Raw genomic sequence first — 21793 nt, forward strand, 5'->3', positions numbered from 1 at the left:
GGACGCCGAACACGTTCGCGGCAGCCAACCCCGCCGACCCGACTCGCCCTGGACAGCATCGGCGCCAGGGTCCGACGATGGGCGCATGCTGAGCACCCTTCTCGCCTTCCTCGGCGCCTGCACCCTGGTCGCGGCCTCACCAGGCCCCAGCACCATGCTGATCATCCGGCAGTCCCTGCACAGCAAGCGCGCCGGTTTCCTCACGGTTCTGGGCAACGAGACCGGGGTGTTCGTGTGGGGCGTTCTCGCCGCGTTCGGGCTCACGGCGCTGCTCGCAGCCTCCCAGCTGGCCTACGACATCATGAGGATCGTTGGGGCGATCGTCCTGATCCTGTTCGGCATACAGACTCTTCTGGCGGCCCGGAACGGGCACGCGCAGGCGGTCGAGCAGGAGGCGGCGACCGTTGTCCGGTCCGGGTGGAAGTCGTACCGCGCGGGCCTGCTCCTGAACCTGGCCAATCCCAAGGCTGCTCTGTTCGCGATGTCGTTCCTGCCCCAGTTCGTTCCGACCGGCGCGCCCAAGCTGCCGACCCTGATCGCCCTTGCCGCGATCTGGGCGGTGTACGAGGTCGGTTACTACGGCTTGTACGTGTGGTTCGTCGGCCGACTGAGGGCGGTGATCTCCAAGGCGAATGTGCGCAGGCGCCTGGAGCAGGCCTCCGGAGGTGTGCTGCTGATTCTCGGTGTCCGGATGGCCGTCGAAAGCTAGCTGGACTGCCAGTGGCCGCCCCACACCTGCCACTGCAGACGGTGACGCTGTCGACGCACGAGGTGCAGCCCCTGCGGCGCAGCCAGAGCCACGCCCCGTTCGCCCGGATCCTGCCGACGGCACCCTGCACGAGATGCTCACGGCGGCTTGGGAGCGTCTGTCGGGCGGCCGCTGACATGTCATCCCCTTCGCCCGCCATCCCATCTCGCCCGGACGATCCCGTACGTCCCCGCTCGACACCTCCCCGCAGCCCGTGGCCGACGAAAATCGTTCGCTCTCGGTGTACTTGGCGTCCTACAGTGAAGGTCGCCGGGTGGAGCAGGTCGGTAGCTCGCTGGGCTCATAACCCAGAGGTCGCGGGTTCGAATCCCGCCTCGGCCACTAAGAGACGGGCCCGTCGCACACGCTGCGGCGGGCCCGATTGCGGCGTGTCATGGGCACGAACCGGAATCGCGCACAAGGTTGGTCTGCAGTACGGGCGCAGGAGCCGCCGACTGCCCCAGGACAGTCTGCGCGGCAGGATTCGCCGGCCAAAGGGCGGCATGAGGACTCCGGATGATTGTTCCCCCGGAGGGGATTGGTCCCGTCGGCCGTGTGAATAGCCCCGCGGGTCGCTGCATCTAGGACGTGTTCTGTCCTATACGGAGGTCATGCTTCCGCTGGGACTTCGCGGACAGCTCATGCCGCTCGCGAGGAGTTCCACCCCCTTCTGTAAACGTGTTCCCGTTCAAGGAGTGATCCTCATGAAGCCTCCCGCCATCGCCCCGTGCCTGGGTGTGTCCGACACGCAGGCGAGCGTCGACTTCTACGAAAGGCTCGGTTTCACTGCCATGCCCGCCGGAAACGACCCGGAGGACGACCTGCGCGTCCTGCTCTTCGACGGCGAGTTCGCGTTCATGGTCTACCGCGATGAGCAGCTGCGCGGCTGGCTGCCCGTTCTGAAGAACACGCCGGTCGGCGCCTTCGGCATGTTCTACCTGGCCGTCGACGACTTCGACGACTACGTCGAGCGCATCCGGCCGCTGGTCACCGTCCAGAAGGACGCGATGGAGCACCACGGTGACAAGCTCTTCTACTTCACCGACCCCGACGGCTATGTCATCGGCGTCACCCAGAAGAGGGCCCGGTGACCGGCAGGAAGATCACCGAGGCCCCGGGCGGACCCGGCTCGTGACACCGGCATCCGGCTTGATCCGACCGAGCCGAACGACACAGGATCCGCCACAGTGCCCATGAATGCGTTCACGCACCTGCGGTACAGCCCCTACGGTGCGGGAAAGAGCCGGGGGAGCGAGAGGCCTGCCAAAAATCGGTTCATGCCGGGTGAGAAGCGTCCTAAGGTGGCGCGGTGACGACTCAGATGATCATCCTCAACGGCGGTTCCAGCTCGGGCAAGTCCGGGATCGTAAGGTGCCTCCAGGCCGAACTGCCCGATCCGTGGCTGGCGTTCGGCTGCGACTCGTTCGTTGACGCCATGCCCGCGAAGATGCAGGCATCGGACGAGGGGATCACCTTCGCTCCAGACGGCGCAGTGAGCGTCGGGGCCGACTTCCGGGCGCTGGAAGCAGCCTGGACGGAGGGCATCGTGGCGATGGCCCGCGCGGGCGCCAGAGTCATCATCGACGACGTGTTCCTGGGCGGAGCGGCGTCCCAACAGCGGTGGCAGAAGGCCCTCGGTGTTCTGCCCACACTGTGGGTCGGCGTCAGGTGCGAGAGCACGGTCGCCGCCGGCCGTGAAATCGCCCGAGGCGACCGGGCCCTGGGAATGGCCGCTCTGCAGGCGGACTTGGTCCACGAAGGGGTGGTCTACGACCTGGAGGTGGACACGACCCACACCGAATCCCTGCTGTGCGCACGAACCATCACCGCCCACCTCAAGTAGACCGGCCCGCTGGACTCCCAACCGCTACGCCTCGAGCGATCCCCGGCGAGACACCGCGCTGCTCGGTGAAGGACGGAGTCGTCACCGCAGAAGGCACGGTCGTACCCAGAGGGTGCGACGCCGCCACTGGAGGCCTCTCACAGTTCCTATCGACGAGCACGGGAGGCGCGGTGGCCACACCGAGGGCCGTGAACTTGTGCAGAGTGGTCCACCCGGGGCCTCCTCCGTAGGGATTCCCACCCGGCGATCCGCGTTACTCGGGCGGCCAGGGGCTCCGGCGTAGGCTCTGCTGGTCCTCATCCACGCGGCCCTGACGCTCGTCTGACTCGGCAGCTACTGGTACTGGCCAAGGCCCGCGCACGCTTCGAGAAGCGTCCTGATCGGTGCGGCGTCAAGGTCGCCACTTCCCAGCACGCGAGGATGCTTGTCGGCGTACAAGCTCATCTCCAGAGCCAGGTACGAGCTCACGTACACACTCGATCGGGTTGATCTTGAGCGTGTCGTACCCGTGTCGTGACTAGGTCCGTTCGATGTGGGAGAGCCATCGCGTGGGCTGAGTGGGGGGCGACGGGTGTCCCGTCTCGATGATCCTGCACTCGGAGCATCGGATGGATCTGCGTCGCTTCCGTGCCTTGCATGAAGCAGCCATGAGCATCTCCGCGATCGCCGGGGAGACCGGGCTTTCGCATCCAGATCCTGGCCGCCTCGCCGGCGCCGGCACCACTCAGGTCAGCCGACCGTCATCGGGACGTCCAGCTGATACCGCAAACCCACCCCGGATGCTGGCTCTCACTTGGTGAGAGTTGGACCTCACCAGCGATCAGATCGAAGCCTCGTCGGGCAGCGAAGGTACGTCGCACGGACGGAGGGCCATGAGCGAGTCTTCCAAGGTCGCCACCATGGCAAAGGGGAACCGGTCGAGCTCAAGACAGAGTGCGACGTCATCAGGATGGACTCCTTGACGCACACCCTCCGCCAGCTCCGCGGCGGCGCGCGACTCGCCAGCGCGGCGGAGGAACTCAACTGCATCCGTCCCAGCCTCCGTGGCCCTTCGCGCGATGTATTGAGCGCACGCCAAGTCTTCATCGGCCTGCCCACCCTCGCCAGTGACCACGAACGTGACCCTGTCACACTCGCGTGTCCGCAAGAGCCGAGCCGTTGCCTCCGCCACCACGAAGCTGGCACACAGCACCAGCGACGCCTCCTTGACCGCGAGGGCGCCGACCGTCCCTGCCGTGGTTTTCTGCACAACGGTCCGTCCGCCGAGGTCAAGAGACCGCAGTAGGCCCGGTGAGTTGACGGTGTCGAACCCGGGGGCGGGCGGACCGTCTTTGAGCGCCACCCAATCCGGATGGCGCGACTTGAGTGCCAGGGCTTCGTCCAGCGACTCGGCAAGAACGATCTTTTCCGCTCCCTGGGCGAAGGCCCAGGCAGCCACCGTGAAGGCACGCATGACGTCGACTACGACCGCCACGGACGGGGCTTCGACCAGCTCAGCGACACCAAGGAAACGAGCGTCCATCCGATCATGATCACGCATGCCCGCCCCGGAGCACCCGGACAGTGGTACGCATCACGTCGACGCTCTCGGAATGCAACACAAAGAGTCCGGGTCCTGGGGTGTTGGGGAGGGTTGTGGGTGTCGCTGGGTGTGGGTGTGGGTGTGGGGGTGTGGTTGTTGTTTGTGTGGGTGTTTGTGGGGTGGGTTGATGGTGGTGGTGATGAGTCAGGGCGGGGGATCTTTCCGGATTTGCGCTGCCTGCCGAGTGTCGCCGGTATGGTGTTCTGCGTGGTTTTGTCGGTGTCGTGATGGTGGTTCAGGGCTGGGGAGACGATGTTGTTGGGCAGTGGTAGGTGGGTGGCGATGGGTTGGTCCTGCGTCCACGGGTTCCCGTTCTGCGCCGCCCTTACCAGGTCCGTTCCGTGTTGTGTAGCTTTGCCTTGATTCTTTGTGTTCTTCTTGCCTGTTGTCGATGCCTGGGAGCTGGGAGAGCGCACGGCACCACACTCCGGACGGCAAAGGCCGAATTTTTTTCCGGTGGGGGTCTGTGGCATCTGTACGACTGTCGCTTCCGACGAGCGGGGACTGCTCACGCTGTCCGGCGGGTCTGCCCGGGGGGAGGTCGATACGTGAGGGCGGGCTGGCTATGCGCGCTGCCACGGCGGTGGTGCGGGCGTGCACCCCGCAGGGGTAGGGGCCCTTGTGGCGGCGGCCCGGGGAGGAACCCGCGGCGTCGCTAGGGCTGCGTCCACCCCCGGCCATGTGAAGGTGATCAGCGGCGTCTTTACGCCCACCGTCGAGGAGATCGCCCAGGCCCGCGCCGTCGTCGCGGCCGCTGACGCCGGCGGCGGCTCGGTGACCACGGTGAACGGGCAGATGCGCGGCACCCTCTTTCTTCAACGCCGCCCGTGCCCTTGTCGCCGAAGTGGACCGCGCCTCGTGAGCGCCGCGGCGCCCCACGGATATGGCCACATCAGCGAGAGCCGGATCCGCGAGAACGTCGGCCTCTCTTAGACCGAACTCGTTCCCCGGCCTGGTCATCGAGCACCGCCCCGGCCGGACCGTCACCGAACTCGGCAGCCTCCTCGGCGCCGCTCTGAGCGGCAATGTCGCCCCGATCCACACCGACGCCCACTCCAGCGGCAGGACCCGGTGGGGTCGCATCCTGGTCTGCTCCGGCGTCACCCTCAACGTCGTCGCCGGCATGACCGTCTGCAGCATCAGCGGCCTGACCACCGCCAATCTCGCCGTCGATCGCGTGTGCTTCACCGTGCCCGTCCATATCGGCGACACTCTCTACGCCGAGACGAAGATCCTCACCCGTCGGACCTCTGAAAGCAGCCCCGGCACAGGGGTCATCACCTGCCACACCACCGCGCACAACCAGGATGACACCAGTGTCCTGGCCTTCATGCGGGCCTTCCTGGTCCCCCTTGGACGCCGACACCGTCCGTGAGGCCACCGACTATCAGAAGGGCGGACCATGAGGCCACCGACTATCAGAAGGGCGGACCATGAACCAGCAGCTGACCTTCGTCCCGGCTGATGACGGCCTGTGGGAGCAGTACGACCAACGTGCCACCCGTTGCTACGATCACCTGATCGGAGACACACCCACCTGCGCGTGCACGCCGACCTCCAGGTCGCCGTCCGCGGCGGCTGCGTCGCCGCCGGCGGCCTCGGCCTCCTCGTCGAGCAGTTCTTCGGCGGCGCACCCGTCCCCAGCGCCTGCCTCGGCGACGGCTGCGTGGCCCCCGAAGAAACGCGGCGACCACCTCGCCACTGCCATGGCCACTGAGCGCCTGCGACCCCTCATCGAGCGCGGGGCGGTGATCTCCGCCATCGTCACCTCCTCCACCGGCTACGCCCGCCGCCTCGGCGGGAGGCCCCCGTCGACGTCCTCGCCCGGGCTGGCTCTGTTCACGAGTTTGAGCAGCATTTGTGCACCAGTTTGGGAGGCGCGGAAGCCGGAGGGGAATCGAACGCCAAGTTCGTTGACCGGGAGCAGGCTGGAGGGGTCAGGCAGTGGCACAACAGAGCTGATGCCCTGCCCGTGCAGCGGTGTGCCCGACGTCCTCGTGAGGTGGACCGCCGGGCACACTGAGGTGGAGCCGATCGCTATCCCTGCGCTGTGCGCTCCTTGGCGATCAGGTGGTCTGCCACGTGCTGCGTACGCGGGGCGGGTGCCCATCCTCGGGACGCCACGGCGGTGCCTCCTCAGGGGCGGGCAGGTCAGTCACAGGCTGGACGGTACGCCGTACCCCAGCGCCGGTGCCGTGGACGCGTCGAGACCCAGGAGGGCCATGAGCGCACTGCTGCAGAGACGCCACCGCACCACAGGGTCGAGGCCACTGAGGGGCCGCAGACGCTCGCCGTCCTGCGGGCCGCGCTCGCCGTAGACGCCCTCCCCGACGGCGAAGGCGGGGCGCCCTTGGTCAGCGGCGGGGCAGGCCCGTCACGTGGAAATGGATGAACTCCTCCCGGTCGACAGTGCTGTTTTGGTCGGCATCAACGTAACCGAACCGTTGGGGGTCCATCTTCGGGTCCCTCGGCGAGCTGGCCAGGTAGTAGTCGACCCACTCTTTGTAGGTGATGACGCCATCGCCGTCGGCGTCAACTGCTTTGAACCGGTCGTAGGCTCCTTGCGGAGTCAGCATGGCTTTCCCTTCCTGGTCGACGCGCTGCCGACCCGTGTCGCGATCTTCCCCGGCTTCTCGCAACCACAAGCCAGGCCCCCACCGACGTCACCCGTTTTGACGCCCTGCTGGCGGACGCGAAACATGCCCTCTACGGCCGCATCGCCCTCCCCCAGAGTTCGAACAACGGTCTCTTCTAGTGCTGCTCAAAGTCGCGAACATTTGCTGTCCGATCTCATGAATAAAGCCACCCGGGTAGTGGCCACCGACGACCTCCAAACGCTCCTTCACAGGCGAAGACTTCGATGTCGAGCACGGCCTCACCGACGAAGCCGAAGCCCTTCAACACCAGCTCGCCCGGCCGTGGAACGGTCCCGTCCACCGGCCCACGGGTGGACCTGGTGGGAGCAGGACAAGAGCGCCCTGACCACCTACCGCATCAGCTCGTCCGGCAGTGGAGCGGTCCCGTCCGCCGGCCCACGGGTGGACTCGGTGGGAGCAGGAGAAGAGCGCCGTGATCACCTACCGCTTTGCCCGGCCTGGCCGCACCACCGCCGGCATGCTCACCCTTACCACCAAGGGGCGCGAGCGTCACGGTGCGAGTGTGGTCGTCCACGGCTTCTGGGCCGCCAGTCAGTCCGCCGCTGCCATGTTCGCTTTCCTCAGCCGCTACAACACCCGTGCCCGCACGATGGAGTTCTGCCCGGCGCGCTCCCGCCGTACCCCACCTTTCTCCACGGGCTCCCCATCACCGCAATACCGTCCAAGGCCTGGCCTGGATGCTCCGCATCCTCGACATCTCCGAGGCCATCCGGCTGCGGGGCCGGCCAGGCGACCTGACCACCGCCGTGCCGATCGAGATCGAGAGAAGGAGACCGGCGGCTGGGGCGGGTGGATGTTCCAGGTGAAGGCCGGAGCGGCTGAGATCGTCCCCACCCATGTCGAGGGACGGGTGTCCTTCACCCGGCGCCGGCTCTCGGTCTGGTACGCCGGCGGCTACCGGTCCACCACATCCGCCCGCATGGCCGGGGTCCACGCCCTATCGGAGAAGGCGTTCGCGACCCTTGTTCGCAGCGTCGCCGAGTTCGGGCCCTGGTTGCCCGATCGCTTCTAGGGGCCACGACATCACCGAGAACACCGCGGTTCTCAAGGAGGCCGCCGACCGCCTCGGCGGCTCTGAGCCATGGACCGGCCGTCCGTGCCTCCCTCGAAGCGAACCGCCCCCGCCCGGTGTCCCTCTTCGCCTGTCCCTCTTCGCCCCAGCCGCGCCAGGAGGGGGCACCGTCGTGACGTCCGCGAGCGGGTCTGCTCTGCTCCAGCTCCAGCAGGGACAGGCCCGCTCCGCGCCGTATGGAGCCACAGGGGGGTCGGGTCCGCGTCGCCGGGCGGGCCACCGGCGCAGGTCAGCGGCTCGTTGCGGGGTGCTGGACGAGGCGGGTGTGGGGCCGGCGGCCCCGCGCCGTGCGAAGGACGCGGAGCCACCCGGGGGCACCCATCGGGGGCGGAACCACCACAGTGACGGTAGGGAGTGTGGTGGCCGACGGCATGGGGGAGGGGGCCGAACGGGGGCGTGGCCGCCGGTCGGTGTGGTCGCCTGGGTGATGGATGTCGAAGCTGAGCTCGACCGGCGGGCGGCTGTCAGTTGCTGGTGTGAACTGGATTAGGCTGCTTGTCTTCTCACTGTCGCCTGGTCAAGGAGCCGTGTCCTTCGTGGTGTCCCAGCAGCCCCCGATGCCTCAGCAATCCCCGACGTCGCACGGTGCCTTCGGCTCAGCTGGGCAGCATGCCCCGTACGGACCGCCGATGGGATCCGGCTATGGCCCCCCGCGGCCGGAGGGGCCCCGGCGGGGTCGAACGGCGTTGCTGGTCGGCGCTGCTGTGACTGCGCTGGCGCTGGTGGCCGGAGGGGCGGTCTGGGCGACCTCGACGTTCGCAGAGGCGACGAGTGAGGAGGCTGCCGACGGCAAGCCGTCCCCGATGTCGGCATCCGCGTCACCGGCCAAGCGCGGCACCGACGGCAAGGTCGCCTGGAAGAAGGACGCGCCGGCCGGCGACCGGGACGGCCGCACCGTGTCCGCGCCCGGCTCCTGGATAGCCAAGAACGGTGCGTTCGTCACGACCGTGTCCGACGGCGTCACCGGCCACGACCCGGCCGATGGCACCGAGCGGTGGACGATCCCCCTCTCGGGCAACGTCTGCGCCTCCTCACGCACGCAGACCGGCACCGGCTCCATCGCCATCGCCCACTCCAAGGAGAAGAAGCTCAAGAGCCGGTGCACCGAGCTGAAGGTGATCGACATCAACAAGGGTGATGTCGTGTGGAAGACCTCGATTCCGGAGGACCGGTCCACCCTGGGCTTGCGCATGTCGGTCGCCATCAGCGAGAAGACTGTCGCGATCGGGTGGCCCGAGTACGGAGAGGGGCCCCAGTCCGCGGCCGGATCGTACGGCTTCTCCGTCGCCTCCGGCGCGAAGGTGTGGGACCGGCCGGTGGCGGGCTGCGAGAGCGATGAGCACACCGGTGGCCGCGAGATCCTGACGATCAGCGCCTGCGGTGGCACGTACAAGGTCGGCCACAGGGAAGCCGGCACAGGCAAGGCGAACTGGGTCTACAGCAGCGCGGCCAAGGACGCCTGGATCGCCTCCGCCGCCCCGCTGGTCGTCGGCCTGAACCTCGACCCAGAAGCGTTCGAAGCCACCCACCTCGTCTCCGTGAACGCCAGGGGACAGGCGCAGGCGAACTGGGAGGTCAAGGACGTCTACGCGACCGGCTGCGACAGCTCCTGGCCGGCGTGCGGAGCCGTCGCAGCCACGGCAGACACCCTGTACCTGGCCACCGATGAGAACGACACCGCGGACATCCACGCGTTCGACATCCGTACGGGCCAGAAGAAGTGGGCCTACACCCCGGATACTGACCAGTGGCGCAGTCTGGCGCTCATCAGCGCCGACTCCGGCGGTGCCACCGTCTACATGACGCCGACCAGCATCCGCGGCAGCGAAGTCGTGCGCCTGGCCGGTGCCGACGGCAACCCGACCCAGCTGATGAAGACGCCTGACGTCAACGGCGTCACCGAGAAGACCCCCGACGACGACATGGTCAACCCCATGCTGGTCGAGGACCGCCTCCACTTCTCCGACGGCCGACTCCTTCTGCACCGCACCGGGTCCTTCAACCTCGACAGCGTCCCACCGATGACCCTCGTGCTGACGACTCACTGACGCACGCAGCCCGCGCCGCGCCGAACAGGGGCGGCCCCATGCCGGGGCCGCCCCTGTTCGTTGATCGCTGCAGCGATGCGGCACCGTGCTGTCGATCACGCCTGTGAACCTTGACGAGCAGACAGACCGTCCTCAGCCCGAACCGGGCCGCAGTCGCGGGGCCCGCACCGCCGCGTCGGCCGCCCCTGCCGACCCCGTCGCTCTTCGGGCTGCTTCGGGCTGCCATCCCTGTGAAAGCCCCCGCCATCACCTTCCTTGTACATGGCCGGAGGTGTAGGGCAGCCAGGAGTGTCGGGGACGGGGTTCACCCGGTCGTGGGCGCGGCGCCGTCTCTTCTTGACGTGCGTGGACGGTGGAGGCGGATCCCCGCCCCGGTCAGCCAGATGCCGTCCTGCGCGACCTGGCCGAGCACTGTACGCCACGAGGCGACAAGCGCGCCCTTCACGCCGCCGCCGTTGCTGATCTTGTCAGCGTCACACATCACGCCGGCGACGGCGAATCCCTGGATAGCCGGGGCCCACCGGGCAAGCAGCCCCATCACGTCGGGCAGGTCATGGGTGAGGACGTGATCGAATGAGTCGAGAGTGTTGACCTCGACGAGGTAGCAGGGGTGTTCGGACCGGACCCAGACTCGGAAGCGAGAGGGGAAGCAGGTCCGCGCTGTCCGTCATGCCCTCCGTGGCAGTCCACAGGCTGAAGTCGTGCTGCCTGAGTGCCTCGTCCCACTCCTCCGGCTTCGAGTACGGGTCGAAGGAGGTGGCTGTCCAGCTTCCAGCCCGCAAGAGGGAGCCGAGGGACAGGCCGATTCCTCGCACCGGCGGACCTACCCCCGACCAGGACGACCCGACCGGCTACTCCCGTATGTGGGTCGGCCCCTACCTGGTCACCCCCGGCCCGGTGCGAGAACGCGCCCACCCCCGGGGCGGGAACGCGTCGTCTGCATCCTGCGCCGCCGGCGCCCGGGCCCGCCTGACGGCACCGGAGTCGCTCACGAGGGTGCTCCAGCAAGCTCTCTCGGCGTGATCACACACCACCTGCAGCGCGACCAGGACTTATGGCCCAACACCCTCGAGCCCGCCGCCGGCGCGGCACGGCGACGGCAAGGCTTCAGCGCGGAGCTCGAGCGGCAATGCGGGTACTGACACCGGACTGCACCGTCGTCGGCGTGGACGGCCCACCGCCCAGTGATACGGATTCAGCCAAAGCTGATCTCTCCATCAGCAGGCGCACGTTGACTTCGCCGCCTTCCGCAACGGCGAGGTCCCCGGGTCTTCTTCCCCCTCAGCCTGACCCAGCATCACTCTGACGACAGACAGCTCCATGCCGGATGGCGGCAGCTACCCGAGAACTGGCCTGAACAGGCCAGCACCACGTGTCACGAGCTCGGAGCGCTCACCAGGTCCGTGCCATCATCTTCTCCGCCTTAAACGGGAGTGACAGTGGCGAAGAAGCCGAACCCGAAGATTGCCCGGGCGCTGCGCCCGCGTATGGGCATCCCGGAGCACGCTACGGAAGAGGACCTGCTCGCCTACCTCAGGGCCTCGATGGCCTTATCCACCGACCAGCCGCACGAGTTCAGTCGTGTCATGGCTTCGCTGCGGGGCTCTCCTGACCACTCCCACCTGTCGCTGCAGACCATGGCCATCACGGCCATGGCCGCCTCACTCGTGGCTCACAAGGAGGAGGCCCGCCTGCCGGCCGGCCCAGAGGCTTTAGGAGAGTTCCCCTCCGCGTGATGCGAGTGAAGGCGCCGTGCCAGCGCCTTCACCTGGCACCTGACCTCCTCCTACCCTGCGGGCCCAACGCGCTTTCGCGGCTTGCCCCTGCGCACGAGCCACTGCGCCAGGACCGCCTTGCGATGACCGCGAAGGTCTCCCAGAGCCTCGATGATCCCAGGTCGGCTCTCCGCCTCGGTGCCGCGCAGCCCGACCATCAACATCGCGATCGTGCCTACCTCTCTGATGCACGCGCGCGCCACGTACACCAGCGCGATGTGCGGTGCGTCCGCCAGCACCGCCAAGACCTCCGGGTTGCTCATGAAGCCCATCTTTTGCGGTCGGTGACTTGGTTGTACGGCCTTGGAGGGCGGCCTGAAAGCTCATCAGGGGCCCATGAACACATACGCAACACCGCAGGGTGTTTCCCCAGCTCAGAACCACACATACCGGCATCTGTGAACAGAGGATGAACATGGCGAACACGCCTCGCCCGCCCCCCAGCCAACCTTGATCCGAGGGTGCGGAAGCTGAAGGAGGAGCTCCGCGCGATCGTGCAGCGGACAGGCCAGAGTTACCGAGACCTGGGTAAGGGGGGCGGGCTGGCCATCGGCACCATCTCGAAGATCCTGGGCGGGACTTAACGGCCCGAGTGGCCGCAGCTGAGGATGCTGCTCGTGCGATGTGGCCTCGGCGACGCCTCGCAGCTCCGGCAATGGGAGCAGCAGCTGCAGGACGTCAGAGCCCACATGCGCCGAAAGGAGGAAGCCAGCTGGTCACGGCAGCCCCTGGCCGACAACGGGCATCCCCTGGCCCGGCGTTTCGCTCAAGACCTGCGGGGCTACCTGTCGACCACACGGCTGACCCCCGATGACATCGAAGCGATGACTTGACCGGGTTCAGCCGGGTGCTGGTCATGGACTCCCTGTCCGGACGCGCCCTACCGCTCAGATGGGTTCTGGTTTCCCTCCTGCGCGCCTCCGGCGGAGAAAACAGCCAGTGGCTTCAGCGCCGAGAGAAAGCCGCGGTCGAGATGAAGCGTGCCGGAGCCAAGCCGTACCTGCCGGTCGCAACAGACCCTCAGCTCCCCCGGTACTTGCGGACCAGACAGCGACTACCGCTTCGCCCGGGCTCGCATGATCGAGATGCTCCTCGACGACTGGGATCTCCTGACCTGGTCCATCTTCCAGCTGCCCGGCGACGCCTCCCCTGATATGTCCGTGCACCTCGGCTGGTACTACTTCGCCAACCTTATTGACAAGATTGCCGCGCGAACCGAACTCCGCATGACGGATAACCTCAGGGACAGCCTTGCCAGACTCGGCGCCCAGATGACGGTCAACACCGGCAACGAACGCGCCGTGGCAGACTTCCGCGCCATGTGCGGGGAGCGGGAAGATCTGCTCATTGCCCGTCTGGCCCATCGTTCGTTCACCGGTGTTCATGGCTGGCAGAAGGTGTCCGGGGACATCAGCGACCTGCGAATCACTGGCAGCGCCACCTTCCAGTAAAGTCGTGGACCGCTGCTTCCCCGGGCAGTCCTCAGATGAGGCAACTGCGTTCGTGGCACGTCTTCAGGACACCACGAACCACGTGCGCTTCCTGCTGGAGACGAGCGCTGAGGCGATGTGGTCCCCCGACGGTCGGTGGAGCGACTTGGAGCCGCCCCGCAACAACGCTGCGTCCGCTGCGCAGTCGCGCATTCCGGCCTGGCTCTCAAAGAGGCGCTGAGGCTCCGAGCGCAGACTTCCCCTTCACCACCGCTTGGCGGCCCAACCAGCGCGGCGACCCTCGCGCCGCCCGCGCTCCTCGCCCAGGAAGCGATCCCCCAACCTGATGACGCAATGCCGGCCCTCGGCGCTACCAGCCTTCGTCGCCTGGGGAGTAGCCCACGTCGCGCCGTTGTGTGTCGGGGGGGCAAGGCGTGTTCGGGTCCTGCCTGGAGACGATCCGGTTGGTCGGTTCTCCAAAGGATGATGGCGCTGACCACTGTGTCGCCGGTCCGCCAGGGCAGAAAGACCTGTTCCTTTGCCGAAGGCAGACGTCCGTGGCTGATTGTGTCCATGGTGATCCAGGAGCTGGGGATGTGGAGCCTGGTGGCGTAGTCGGATGTGGTCGGGAACCCCTGGCGGGCACTGAGTTCGCAGGCCACTGGACCACGGCGTGGAGCACGTCAGTGACGCGAGCCTGTTACTGGGCGCGTCTCTGTCGCCTGGAGCGGGACAGCTCGGGCAGCCACAGCAAGCCGGCCAGAAGAGCGGGAACGGCGAGGGCGGCGTGGGCACCCTCCCAGCAGCGAAAACGATCCCGCGATCGTACCGAACGAGGCGAGCACGGGCGAAATGATTCCAGGGCTGCCCCTGTCCGGGCAGCCGGGCAGCCGGGCAAAGGCAGTTGGTCATGCAGCCGCGAAGCAGACTTCGAGAGACCTAGAGGCCACCACATACTTAGAGGGTGTCCCACGTGGCAAGTCTCGCGAGCTCCTTGCAGCAGGTCAGGGCGGCGGCCAGGCCGAGAAAGGCGAGGAAGTGCGAGCCCTTTCGTTCGTATCGGACGGTGAAGCGGCGGTAGCCGACGAGCCAAGCGATCGACCGCTCGATCTTCCAGCGGTGCCGACCGAGGCGTTCGCCGGACTCGAAGCCGGGCCGCGCGATGCGCGCGAATGAGCCCGCGCTCGCGCAGCCAGGCCAGGTGTTCGACGGAGAAGTACGCCTTGTCCGCGCGGAGTTTGACGCGTCGGCGCCGCCGTGGTCCCCCGGCGGGACCGGACGGCAGGTATGCCGCGGATGAGCGGCTTGAAGGCGAGGCTGTCGTGCATGTTCGCGCCGGACACGGCGACGGCGAGCGCGATGCCCTGGGCATCGGACAGCACCTGCAGCTTGCTGCCCTTCTTGCCGCGATCGACCGGGTTCGGCCCGGTCAGCGACCCCCCTTTTGGCGCGAACGGAGGCCGCGTCGACGATCGCCGAGGTCCAGTCCACCTCGCCCCGGGCCCCGAGTTCGTCCAGCACCGCCCGGTGCAGCCGACTCCACAGGCCGGCCTCGGTCCATACCGTGAAGCGGCGATGCGCGGTGGCGGGCGACGTGCCGAACATCGGCGGCAGATGCCGCCAGGCACAGCCGCTGGTCAGCGCGTACACCACAGCCGTGAACACGGCCCGCTCGTCACACGGAGCGGTCCCACCACCTTGCGGACGAGCAGCCAACGACGGCAGCAACGGGGCGGCCAGCTCCCAGAGTTCATCAGGAACCAGACGCTTCGAAGATCAGCACCCACGACCGGCATCATGCCGCACCAACATCAAGTCACGTCAGACAACCTCTAAGCCTTGACTGGTGCGGCCGACCTGGCGGCCTGCTCGATCTTCCCGCAGTAGGCTGCACGGCCTTCCTCGTCGATCTGCTTCTCGAGTTCGGCACGCAACCCGGTCCGGCCATCGAGGCCCTCGCGCAGGATATCGGCGTGCCCGGCATGCCGGATGGACTCGCCGAGGACATGGACCATGATGGCGAACAGGTTCGTGTCGGCATAAGGCTCCGACCACCACGGCACGTGGCCGGGGGCGTCGAGGGGAAGCTCGCTGATCGTCGCGTCCGAATGTTCCCACGTGCGCCGGTAGAACCCGATGATCTGATCGCGGGTCTCGTCCTCGGTCGCCCACAGATCGCTGCCATTGGAGTCCTGCCACCGGGGCAGCAGTTCCGGGGAAGGGCGGTCGAAGACCTCGCCGAAGTACCTGGCCTCCACGGTGGCCACGTGTTTGACCAGGCCAAGGAGGTTGGTCCCGGTCACTGTCAAAGGCCGGCGGGCGTCGAATTCGGACAAGCCGTCGAGCTTCCAGAGCAGCGCCTTACGGTCCCGCCGCAGTCTCTCGTGCAGGTTCTCTTTCGCGAATTCATCGATCATGCGGCATGAGCCTGCCATGGGCTGCTCGTGCTCTCACGATCCCGTACGTGGTCCGCAACCACTGGCAGAGCCGAGGCCTGGCCATGGCCGCCGCCCTGACCTGCTACAAGAAGCTCGCGAAACGTGCCACGTGAGACAACCTCTTAGTACCTGTTCCTGAACCTCGACCGCGCGCCTGGTGTCAGGTGCGCTGTAGTTGGCCCTGTTCTCGTATAACTACGGCGAACGGACATGTAGCGCTGTGTGATTGCGCTGGTCGTCGTTTCTCCTGGCTGGGCGCCTCGTTGAGCTGAACGAGTGATCTCGGTCGGGGTGGAGGGGGACGGGTGCGGCAGGACTGGGAGCCGGAGGACCTGATCGAGGTCTGGACGCTGCTGGAAGACGACATGAAGCGGGTGCGGAACAAGTCCGGGGCGACCCGGCTCGGGTTCGCGCTGCTGCTGAAGTTCGAGGTGGAGGCCCGGTTCCGGAGTCGGCCAAGGACGTGCCGGCCGCCGCGGTGGAGTACGTGGCGCAGCAGGTGAAGGTGCCGGCCGGGGCGTGGGCGGAGTACGACTGGCAGAGCAAGGCGATCCAGCGGCACCGGGGCGAGATCCGGGTGGCGTACGGGTTCCGCGCGAACACCGAGGAGGACCAGGACCGGCTGGCCGCGTGGCTGGCGACTGAGCTGTGCCCGGTGGAGTTGTCGCGGGACCGGCTGGCGGCCGCGGTGGTGGCCCGGTGCCGCAACGACCGCGTCGAACCGCCGGCGCCCGGGCAGGTGCGGCGGCTGGTCGGCAAGGCGGTCAAGGACTTCGAGAAGCGGTTCTGCCGCAGCACGCTGGACCGGCTCAGCCACGCGACCCGCTCACGGCTGGAGGACCTGATCGCGGGCGATGGAACCGAGCAGGATGCCAACGGTGCGGTGACCGGGGGCGGGCGGTCGCACTTCACCGAGCTGAAGACCGACCCCGGCGCCCCGGGCCTGGAGAGCCTGCTGGCGGAGGTGAACAAGCTGGAGCGGGTGCGGCGGCTAGAGCTGCCCGCGGACCTGTTCACAGACATGTCGGAGAAGCTGGTGGACGCCTGGCGGGCGCGGGCGTCGAAGGAGTACCCGGCGAACCTGGAGCGGATGAAGCCGCCGCGCCGGCTGACGCTGCTGGCCACGCTGTGCCATGTCCGGCAGACGGAGATCACCGACTCGCTGGTGGACCTGTTCATCCAGCTCGTGCTGAAGATCAACACGAGGGCGGAGCGGAAGGTCGACAAGGAGCTGGGGGCGGAGCTGAGGAAGGTCCGCGGCAAGGAGGCGATGCTGCTGCGGGTCGCGGAGGCGGCTTTGTCGGAGCCGTCCGGCACGGTGCGGCGGGCGATCTTCCCGGTGGTCGGCGGGGAGAAGACGCTCAAGGCGCTGGCGGCCGAGGCCGCGGCGAACGAGGCGCGCTACAAGGCCCGCGTGCGTACGGTGCTGCGGTCGTCGTACTCGGCGCACTGGCGGCGGATGCTGTCGCCGCTGCTCAAGGCGCTGGAGCTGAAGTGCAACAACACCGCCTACCGGCCGGTGATGGACGCGATCGACCTGCTGGGGCGGTACCTGGAGCAGCCGCTGAAGGAGGGCGCGTTCTTCGACCCGGCCGAGAGCGTGCCGCTGGAGGGCGTGGTCCCGGAGCAGTGGCGGGCGGCGGTGGTCGACGACAAGGGCCGCGTCGAGCGCATCCCGTACCCCGAAGCCGTCGAGCAGGCATACGCCGACTTCGCCGCCCTCCAGGATGGAGGGGTTCCCGGCCCCCCGGGCCGAGTCCCAGCCCGTACGGTGACACGCCTTCGGGGTCCCGGGAGTTAGCGCTAACGGCTGTCCACCAGTACGAAGGCGTAGAAGGAACCTGTGCACTCGTCGGCCGGCCCTGTGGGCTCAGATGGGCCGGCGGCCCACCCGCAGTGATCAGATCGTTGAGGCAGGGCGGGCAGAGGACGCGGCGTTCGCTGCGAGGCGGGCCATCCCTGGCCGGGCGCGGGTGAGGGCGGTGAGTGCGTGGAGGTCGGCGACGACCGGGTAGTTGAAGGCCAGGGGGCGGGGCCCGGTCTGGTCAGCTGGAGCGGGGAAGCGGCCGGTGTCGTCCTGGCAGGAGAGCAGGTAGGCCATCCCGGCGGCGGTGACGTGCGGGGGCCCGTAGCCGGTGACGACGGGGAGGGCCTGGGCGGTGGAGAGGGCGTCGGTGTCGTGGTGGGGGCTGTGGGCCCATCCTCCGTCCGGTTGCTGGGTGGCCGTCAGTCGGGCTACGGCGCGGGTGGTCGCGGCCGCGATCCGGGTGGGGTCGGTGCCGGGGGTGTGGCGTGCGGCGTGGAGGGCGCCGACGGCGCGGAGGATGACGCTGGGCTCGCTGAGCGTCCAGCTGGGGGACCAGGTGCCGTCCGGGTGCTGGGCGTCGAGGACGAACCGGGTGGCGGCGGTGACGAGCGGGGCGTGGCGCGGGCCGAGGGGGGCGAGGGCGAGGATGGCGCCGGCGGTCATGTCGAGGTCGGGGTCGTCGCCTTCGCGCCAGGTGGGAAAGCCGCCGTCGGGGCCGGCTTTCACGGCGAGGTAGTCGGCGCCGCGGGTGAGGTGGTCACGGTAGCGGTGGGGGTCGAGGGCGTGGAGGAGCTCCATGCAGCGGGTGGTGGTGTCGACGTCGGTCTGGCGGATGCCGCTGGCGAAGGGCCAGCCGCCGTCCGCGGCCTGCCGGGCGGCGACGAAGGCGCCCATCCGGGCCGTGTAGGGGCGTAGCGCGGGCCGGTTGAGGTAGGCGAGTCCACCCACCGCGGACAGCCAGATGTCCTGGCTGTCGAGGAACGGCATCCCGCCCTCACGGTCACGGGCCAGCAGCAGGCCGGTCAGGGCGTGGGCGATCAGAGGGTGGCCGAGCCGGCAGGACTGCAGGGCGTTGAGCCCGAGCAGGTGGGTGGCGGCGCTGGCCTCCCACAAAAGCCGCCCGCCAGTGTCCTCCAGGAGATCGGCGAGCTGACCGCGTTCGCTGGTGGAGACCGTATGCGGGTAGGCGGTGGCCTGGGCGTAGATGACGCGCACGGCGAGAAAATTGACCAGGGTGAAGGTGGACAGCCCATGCCCGGGTGCGGCCCCCGGGATGTCGTCGTCCCGTAGCTTCAGGCCGCCGAGCACATGCAGGACGGCATGCAGCATGCTCCGCTTGAGCCGGCCACGGCTGCCCGTGGAGGCGGTGAGGCCGTCGGCGACGGGAGCTGCCGCGTCGGCCGCGTCAGCCGGCAGGGTGCCAGGACGCAGGGCGGCGTCGATGAGCAGGGCATCGAGAGAGCCAGCCCTCTCGCGTCGCTCCTCCAGCCACCGGGTCAGTTGCCGCTGCTCTTCCTGGTGGGTGCCGTGTGCGCGCAGCAGGGCGAGTAGCAGGGCTGTTTCGAGGACCCGGCCCTCGCACCGGTCCGGCAGCGCGCCACCGGGCGCCACGGCCAGGGCCAGCCGGCGTTCCAGCCGTACGGCGGCCTCCTCGACCGGATCCACAGCCGCCCGCCGCGGCTTCGATTCGCGCTGCACGGGCAGGGTGGCACGGTAGCGACGGCTCTCGTACTGCCAGGCCACCGCACCGTGCAAGAAAGTGCGCAGACCCTCGATGCGCGACCCGGCGTCCCGAAGGTGGGGATACGAGGCGGTCAGCCGCACGGCGGCCGTCTCGAAAACGTCCAGCCGCTCCTCGACCATCGCGCGGGCCATCGCCGCCGCCTCCCCCCGGCCGACACCCCGCTCCCGCGCCAGTACCCCGACCAGGCCGGCATCGGCGGCCCGCTCCGATCCTGCGTCGAACAAGTCATTCGTCCAGGCCACGACATCGGCACACACCTCGTGCAGAACCCCGGCCTCCGGCCACGGATGAAGGTGCCGCTCAGCCACCAGCAGCAGCGGAACCACCGTGATCGTGCGCCGGCGCAGCTGAACGTACTCCCGCACCGAGGGCACGTACCGCTCCTGACGCCACCGCGCCTCCTGACAGGTCGCTTCCGCGAAATCGGCGTACGAGGCCGCGAACCGCGTGGACCACCCCGGCGCCGTCCCCGCCATCGTGCGCTGCCACAGATCCTCCAGGGCAGCCACCACCGGCGTTCCGGCCGCCGCCTCGGAGACGTTGCCCGTCAAGACGCCGACCAGGGGATCGAGCACGCTCCGCACCTCGGACACCGAGGCGTGTCCAGAACGCCGGTCGAAGCAGTCATCAACCAGCGTAATGAACGCACCCCAGCAGGCCAGCACCTCCAGCTCCGCCGCTGAAGCCGACGGCGCCACCGCGCCGGCCATCCGCCCATGTGCCGCCCCCGCCAGACGCCGCACCTGACCGGCACCGCTCACCAGCCCCCACCGGCTCGCCCACGCCCGCGCCCCGCACTCGGCCCTCAGCCACCAGACACTGCACACCCCCGCCCCCACCGGACCAACAACCCGGCCAACCCGGGGCGCGACCGCACCGCCGCTGGTGAACGGACGCGGTTCGCTGGGCACGTAGTGGCTCATGCACTGCCCAACGGTGCTTCCGACCGCCTGGTAATGCCCCGCCAGCCCAGGCGGAGCAGCCCCCCGCTCCGCGTACCCAAGCGGAGGCCCTGAAGTCACGCTGAGCTACTTGTCCCCTCGCCGTAACTATACGAGAACAGGGCCTAGTTGGCCTTGGTGAGCGCTGTAGGCGGCCCGCAAGGGAGTTGGCGCGTCGACCGGACGGACGACGCGAATAGCTGGCCTCGGATGCACTCCGCCCCGACCACCCCTGCCAGTTCCCTTCCCGGGAAAACCGGCGGGGGCGGTTCGCGGCTGCTCAGTCCTGGCGGGCGCCCTGGATGATCCGGCCGACGATGGCCGCGGCCTGCTCTGGGTGCCTCTCCAACCATGTGCCGAGGTGTTCCCGCACGGCCTCGGCGACGCTGGCGCGCACCGCGTCGCCGCCCAGCACGCCGCGCGTGGAGCCCGAGAACTCGGGCCGGTCCAGCTTCACCGACACGACCGCCGTCAGACCGTCGCCGATCTGGTCGACGTTGAGATCGGGGGCTGCTTCCGCCAGGAGCCGCCGCTCCCGCACGTGCGCGTTGACCGCGCCCGCCACCCCGTCGCGGAATCCTGCCGTATGCGTGCCGCCATAGGGGGTGGGCTCGCTGTTGGCGTAGCTCTGGAGCCGCTCGCCGTGGGAGCCACGCCACCGCAGGGCCACCTCGACCGTCCCGGCGAGCCGCGGGTCCTCCCGCTCGAAGCCGATGACGTCACGGTGAACGGGTGCTCCCGCCTGCGCGTCGAGGAAGGCGATGAAGTCCCGAGCCCCGCCCGGGAACCGGCACCGCACCGATCGGGACCCGCCCGAGGGGCGTTCGTCGGTCAGCGAGATGTCCAGGCCCCGGTTGAGGAAGGCCAGTTCCCTGAAGCGCTCGGCCAGCACATCGAAGGAGCACTCCCTCGTCTCGAAGATGTCGGTGTCGGGCCAGAAGGCAATGGTGGTCCCGCCTCTGGTCGTCGGTCCTGCGCTGGTGGGTGGGGTGAGCGCGACGCCGCGCGCGTACTCCTGGAACCAGTGAACCCCCTCGCGCCGCACCTCGGCTGTCAGGCGGCTCGACAGGGCGTTGGTGACGCAGGGCCCGACGCCGAAGAGGCTCATGGCCACAGCGTGGCGGCCGCCTGGCTCCGCCCCAGGGCGCATTTGGGTCAGTAGGGCTTCGAGACCGGGACCGCCGGTGTCCCCGGCGGCCTCGACGGGGACCCCCCGCCCGTTGTCGGCGACACGTATGCCGCCGTCGGGCGTGAGGGTGACATCGACGGCGCTGGCACGGCCAGCCAGGACTTCGTTCACCGCCCGGCCGACGACATCGAACACCATTTGGTGCAGGCCGCGTTCGCTGGTCGAGCCGATGTACATCCCGGGCCGCTTCCGAATGGCTTCCCGCCCCTCCAGCACCTGGATGTGGCTGGCGTCGTACGGGTTGGCGGCGTCACTCATGAAGTCCCCCCAATGGTGTCTCCAACGGAGCCCCCAGCCTAGGCGGATCTAGGGAAAATACCAGGTCAGACCCTATTCCTCGAGGGCGTGGACGGGCGGGTGGGCACCTGCTCGGAGGAGGTCGGCCCAGGGGCACGCGCGCCGCTGTCGGAGGACAGCCGGAGCCCTGCGGAGACTGCGGCAGGCCCCATTTCCGGCGATCCCGAAGCCCCCGATTCCGATGCGTCACACGCCTGCCCGGACCACAGTGTCCGGTCGCTT

At 68.5% G+C, this 21793-nt stretch carries 19 protein-coding genes, 1 tRNA gene and 1 pseudogene; 12 read left to right on the forward strand and 9 right to left on the reverse strand.

What is annotated here, in order from left to right; genetic code table 11:
• The first annotated feature begins 85 nt into the window (after nucleotides 1–85).
• The 4 genes from ACZ4VI_RS26035 to cpt all read left to right on the forward strand — a co-directional run bounded on the left by ACZ4VI_RS26035 (nucleotide 86) and on the right by cpt (nucleotide 2591).
• Nucleotides 86–709: a LysE family translocator gene (locus ACZ4VI_RS26035; RefSeq protein WP_468002941.1), complete on the forward strand. Its 624-nt coding sequence runs from the start codon at nucleotides 86–88 to the stop codon at nucleotides 707–709.
• A gap of 307 nt (nucleotides 710–1016) precedes the next feature.
• Nucleotides 1017–1090 (forward strand) — tRNA-Met (locus tag ACZ4VI_RS26040).
• A gap of 362 nt (nucleotides 1091–1452) precedes the next feature.
• Entirely contained in the window at nucleotides 1453–1839 is a 387-nt protein-coding gene (locus ACZ4VI_RS26045; RefSeq protein WP_468002943.1) for a VOC family protein, read from the forward strand.
• A gap of 218 nt (nucleotides 1840–2057) precedes the next feature.
• A complete protein-coding gene (gene cpt, locus ACZ4VI_RS26050) occupies nucleotides 2058–2591 on the forward strand; it encodes a chloramphenicol phosphotransferase CPT (protein WP_468002945.1) in 534 nt (177 codons plus the stop codon).
• An 820-nt stretch (nucleotides 2592–3411) separates the two neighbouring features.
• On the opposite strand, the gene ACZ4VI_RS26055 is transcribed toward cpt, so the two are convergent.
• Entirely contained in the window at nucleotides 3412–4113 is a 702-nt protein-coding gene (locus ACZ4VI_RS26055; RefSeq protein ID WP_468002947.1) for a 2-phosphosulfolactate phosphatase, read from the reverse strand.
• Nucleotides 4114–5056: 943 nt separating this feature from the next.
• Here ACZ4VI_RS26055 and ACZ4VI_RS26060 point away from each other — a divergent pair.
• Nucleotides 5057–5548: a MaoC family dehydratase gene (locus tag ACZ4VI_RS26060; RefSeq protein ID WP_468002949.1), complete on the forward strand. Its 492-nt coding sequence runs from the start codon at nucleotides 5057–5059 to the stop codon at nucleotides 5546–5548.
• Between the two features lie 138 nt (nucleotides 5549–5686).
• Here ACZ4VI_RS26060 and ACZ4VI_RS26065 read toward each other — a convergent pair whose 3' ends face one another.
• Both ACZ4VI_RS26065 and ACZ4VI_RS26070 read right to left on the reverse strand, forming a co-directional pair.
• The gene (locus ACZ4VI_RS26065; protein WP_468002951.1) at nucleotides 5687–5881 is read right to left on the reverse strand and encodes a hypothetical protein; all 195 of its coding nucleotides are present in this window, start codon (nucleotides 5879–5881) and stop codon (nucleotides 5687–5689) included.
• 646 nt (nucleotides 5882–6527) lie between these two features.
• Entirely contained in the window at nucleotides 6528–6749 is a 222-nt protein-coding gene (locus ACZ4VI_RS26070) for an EF-hand domain-containing protein (RefSeq protein WP_468002953.1), read from the reverse strand.
• 493 nt (nucleotides 6750–7242) lie between these two features.
• On the opposite strand from ACZ4VI_RS26070, the gene ACZ4VI_RS26075 reads away from it, so the two are divergent.
• Nucleotides 7243–7842, forward strand: a complete 600-nt coding sequence (locus tag ACZ4VI_RS26075; protein WP_468002955.1) for a hypothetical protein — start codon at nucleotides 7243–7245, stop codon at nucleotides 7840–7842.
• Nucleotides 7843–8606: 764 nt separating this feature from the next.
• Entirely contained in the window at nucleotides 8607–9950 is a 1344-nt protein-coding gene (locus ACZ4VI_RS26080) for an outer membrane protein assembly factor BamB family protein (RefSeq protein ID WP_468002956.1), read from the forward strand.
• Between the two features lie 304 nt (nucleotides 9951–10254).
• On the opposite strand, the gene ACZ4VI_RS26085 is transcribed toward ACZ4VI_RS26080, so the two are convergent.
• Nucleotides 10255–10491 carry a hypothetical protein gene (locus ACZ4VI_RS26085; RefSeq protein ID WP_468002958.1) on the reverse strand — a complete coding sequence of 79 codons (237 nt, stop codon included), beginning with the start codon at nucleotides 10489–10491 and terminating at the stop codon, nucleotides 10255–10257.
• Nucleotides 10492–11389: 898 nt separating this feature from the next.
• Here ACZ4VI_RS26085 and ACZ4VI_RS26090 point away from each other — a divergent pair.
• On the forward strand, nucleotides 11390–11686 hold the full coding sequence (locus ACZ4VI_RS26090) for a hypothetical protein (protein ID WP_468002960.1): 297 nt from the start codon (nucleotides 11390–11392) through the stop codon (nucleotides 11684–11686).
• Between the two features lie 50 nt (nucleotides 11687–11736).
• Here ACZ4VI_RS26090 and ACZ4VI_RS26095 read toward each other — a convergent pair whose 3' ends face one another.
• The gene (locus tag ACZ4VI_RS26095; protein ID WP_468002961.1) at nucleotides 11737–11988 is read right to left on the reverse strand and encodes a hypothetical protein; all 252 of its coding nucleotides are present in this window, start codon (nucleotides 11986–11988) and stop codon (nucleotides 11737–11739) included.
• A gap of 813 nt (nucleotides 11989–12801) precedes the next feature.
• On the opposite strand from ACZ4VI_RS26095, the gene ACZ4VI_RS26100 reads away from it, so the two are divergent.
• Nucleotides 12802–13176, forward strand: a complete 375-nt coding sequence (locus ACZ4VI_RS26100; RefSeq protein ID WP_468002963.1) for a hypothetical protein — start codon at nucleotides 12802–12804, stop codon at nucleotides 13174–13176.
• A gap of 936 nt (nucleotides 13177–14112) precedes the next feature.
• Here the strand turns inward: ACZ4VI_RS26100 and ACZ4VI_RS26105 are convergent.
• Both ACZ4VI_RS26105 and ACZ4VI_RS26110 read right to left on the reverse strand, forming a co-directional pair.
• Nucleotides 14113–14919 (reverse strand): annotated as a pseudogene (locus ACZ4VI_RS26105) (IS5 family transposase).
• 68 nt (nucleotides 14920–14987) lie between these two features.
• Entirely contained in the window at nucleotides 14988–15572 is a 585-nt protein-coding gene (locus tag ACZ4VI_RS26110) for a DinB family protein (RefSeq protein WP_468002965.1), read from the reverse strand.
• Nucleotides 15573–15577: 5 nt separating this feature from the next.
• Here ACZ4VI_RS26110 and ACZ4VI_RS26115 point away from each other — a divergent pair, with 5 nt between their 5' ends.
• The 3 genes from ACZ4VI_RS26115 (at nucleotide 15578) to ACZ4VI_RS26125 (ending at nucleotide 17394) form a co-directional block, all read left to right on the forward strand.
• The gene (locus ACZ4VI_RS26115; RefSeq protein WP_468002967.1) at nucleotides 15578–15706 is read left to right on the forward strand and encodes a hypothetical protein; all 129 of its coding nucleotides are present in this window, start codon (nucleotides 15578–15580) and stop codon (nucleotides 15704–15706) included.
• A 192-nt stretch (nucleotides 15707–15898) separates the two neighbouring features.
• Nucleotides 15899–16096 carry a hypothetical protein gene (locus tag ACZ4VI_RS26120; RefSeq protein ID WP_468002969.1) on the forward strand — a complete coding sequence of 66 codons (198 nt, stop codon included), beginning with the start codon at nucleotides 15899–15901 and terminating at the stop codon, nucleotides 16094–16096.
• Nucleotides 16081–17394, forward strand: a complete 1314-nt coding sequence (locus ACZ4VI_RS26125) for a DUF4158 domain-containing protein (RefSeq protein ID WP_468002971.1) — start codon at nucleotides 16081–16083, stop codon at nucleotides 17392–17394. Before ACZ4VI_RS26120 ends, ACZ4VI_RS26125 begins: the two co-directional genes overlap by 16 nt.
• Before the next feature lie 99 nt (nucleotides 17395–17493).
• Here the strand turns inward: ACZ4VI_RS26125 and ACZ4VI_RS26130 are convergent, their stop codons facing one another.
• Nucleotides 17494–20067: a terpene synthase family protein gene (locus tag ACZ4VI_RS26130; RefSeq protein WP_468002973.1), complete on the reverse strand. Its 2574-nt coding sequence runs from the start codon at nucleotides 20065–20067 to the stop codon at nucleotides 17494–17496.
• A gap of 298 nt (nucleotides 20068–20365) precedes the next feature.
• Nucleotides 20366–21532 (reverse strand): DNA gyrase subunit B, encoded by a 1167-nt coding sequence (locus ACZ4VI_RS26135; protein ID WP_468002974.1) that lies wholly within the window; start codon nucleotides 21530–21532, stop codon nucleotides 20366–20368.
• Nucleotides 21533–21793 lie beyond the last annotated feature (261 nt).

The organism is Streptomyces sp. NPDC029169, from assembly GCF_055563935.1.

Bases quoted from the DNA above. Each gene is read 5' to 3' on its own strand.
- ACZ4VI_RS26070 (WP_468002953.1), bottom strand. From the start codon at position 6,749: ATGCTGACTCCGCAAGGAGCCTACGACCGGTTCAAAGCAGTTGACGCC.
- ACZ4VI_RS26055 (WP_468002947.1), bottom strand. From the start codon at position 4,113: ATGGACGCTCGTTTCCTTGGTGTCGCTGAGCTGGTCGAAGCCCCGTCC.
- ACZ4VI_RS26045 (WP_468002943.1), top strand. From the start codon at position 1,453: ATGAAGCCTCCCGCCATCGCCCCGTGCCTGGGTGTGTCCGACACGCAG.
- ACZ4VI_RS26035 (WP_468002941.1), top strand. From the start codon at position 86: ATGCTGAGCACCCTTCTCGCCTTCCTCGGCGCCTGCACCCTGGTCGCG.
- ACZ4VI_RS26065 (WP_468002951.1), bottom strand. From the start codon at position 5,881: ATGGCAGTGGCGAGGTGGTCGCCGCGTTTCTTCGGGGGCCACGCAGCC.
- ACZ4VI_RS26100 (WP_468002963.1), top strand. From the start codon at position 12,802: ATGATCGAGATGCTCCTCGACGACTGGGATCTCCTGACCTGGTCCATC.
- ACZ4VI_RS26110 (WP_468002965.1), bottom strand. From the start codon at position 15,572: ATGATCGATGAATTCGCGAAAGAGAACCTGCACGAGAGACTGCGGCGG.
- ACZ4VI_RS26095 (WP_468002961.1), bottom strand. From the start codon at position 11,988: ATGAGCAACCCGGAGGTCTTGGCGGTGCTGGCGGACGCACCGCACATC.
- ACZ4VI_RS26130 (WP_468002973.1), bottom strand. From the start codon at position 20,067: ATGAGCCACTACGTGCCCAGCGAACCGCGTCCGTTCACCAGCGGCGGT.
- ACZ4VI_RS26060 (WP_468002949.1), top strand. From the start codon at position 5,057: ATGGCCACATCAGCGAGAGCCGGATCCGCGAGAACGTCGGCCTCTCTT.
- ACZ4VI_RS26135 (WP_468002974.1), bottom strand. From the start codon at position 21,532: ATGAGTGACGCCGCCAACCCGTACGACGCCAGCCACATCCAGGTGCTG.
- ACZ4VI_RS26115 (WP_468002967.1), top strand. From the start codon at position 15,578: ATGAGCCTGCCATGGGCTGCTCGTGCTCTCACGATCCCGTACGTGGTC.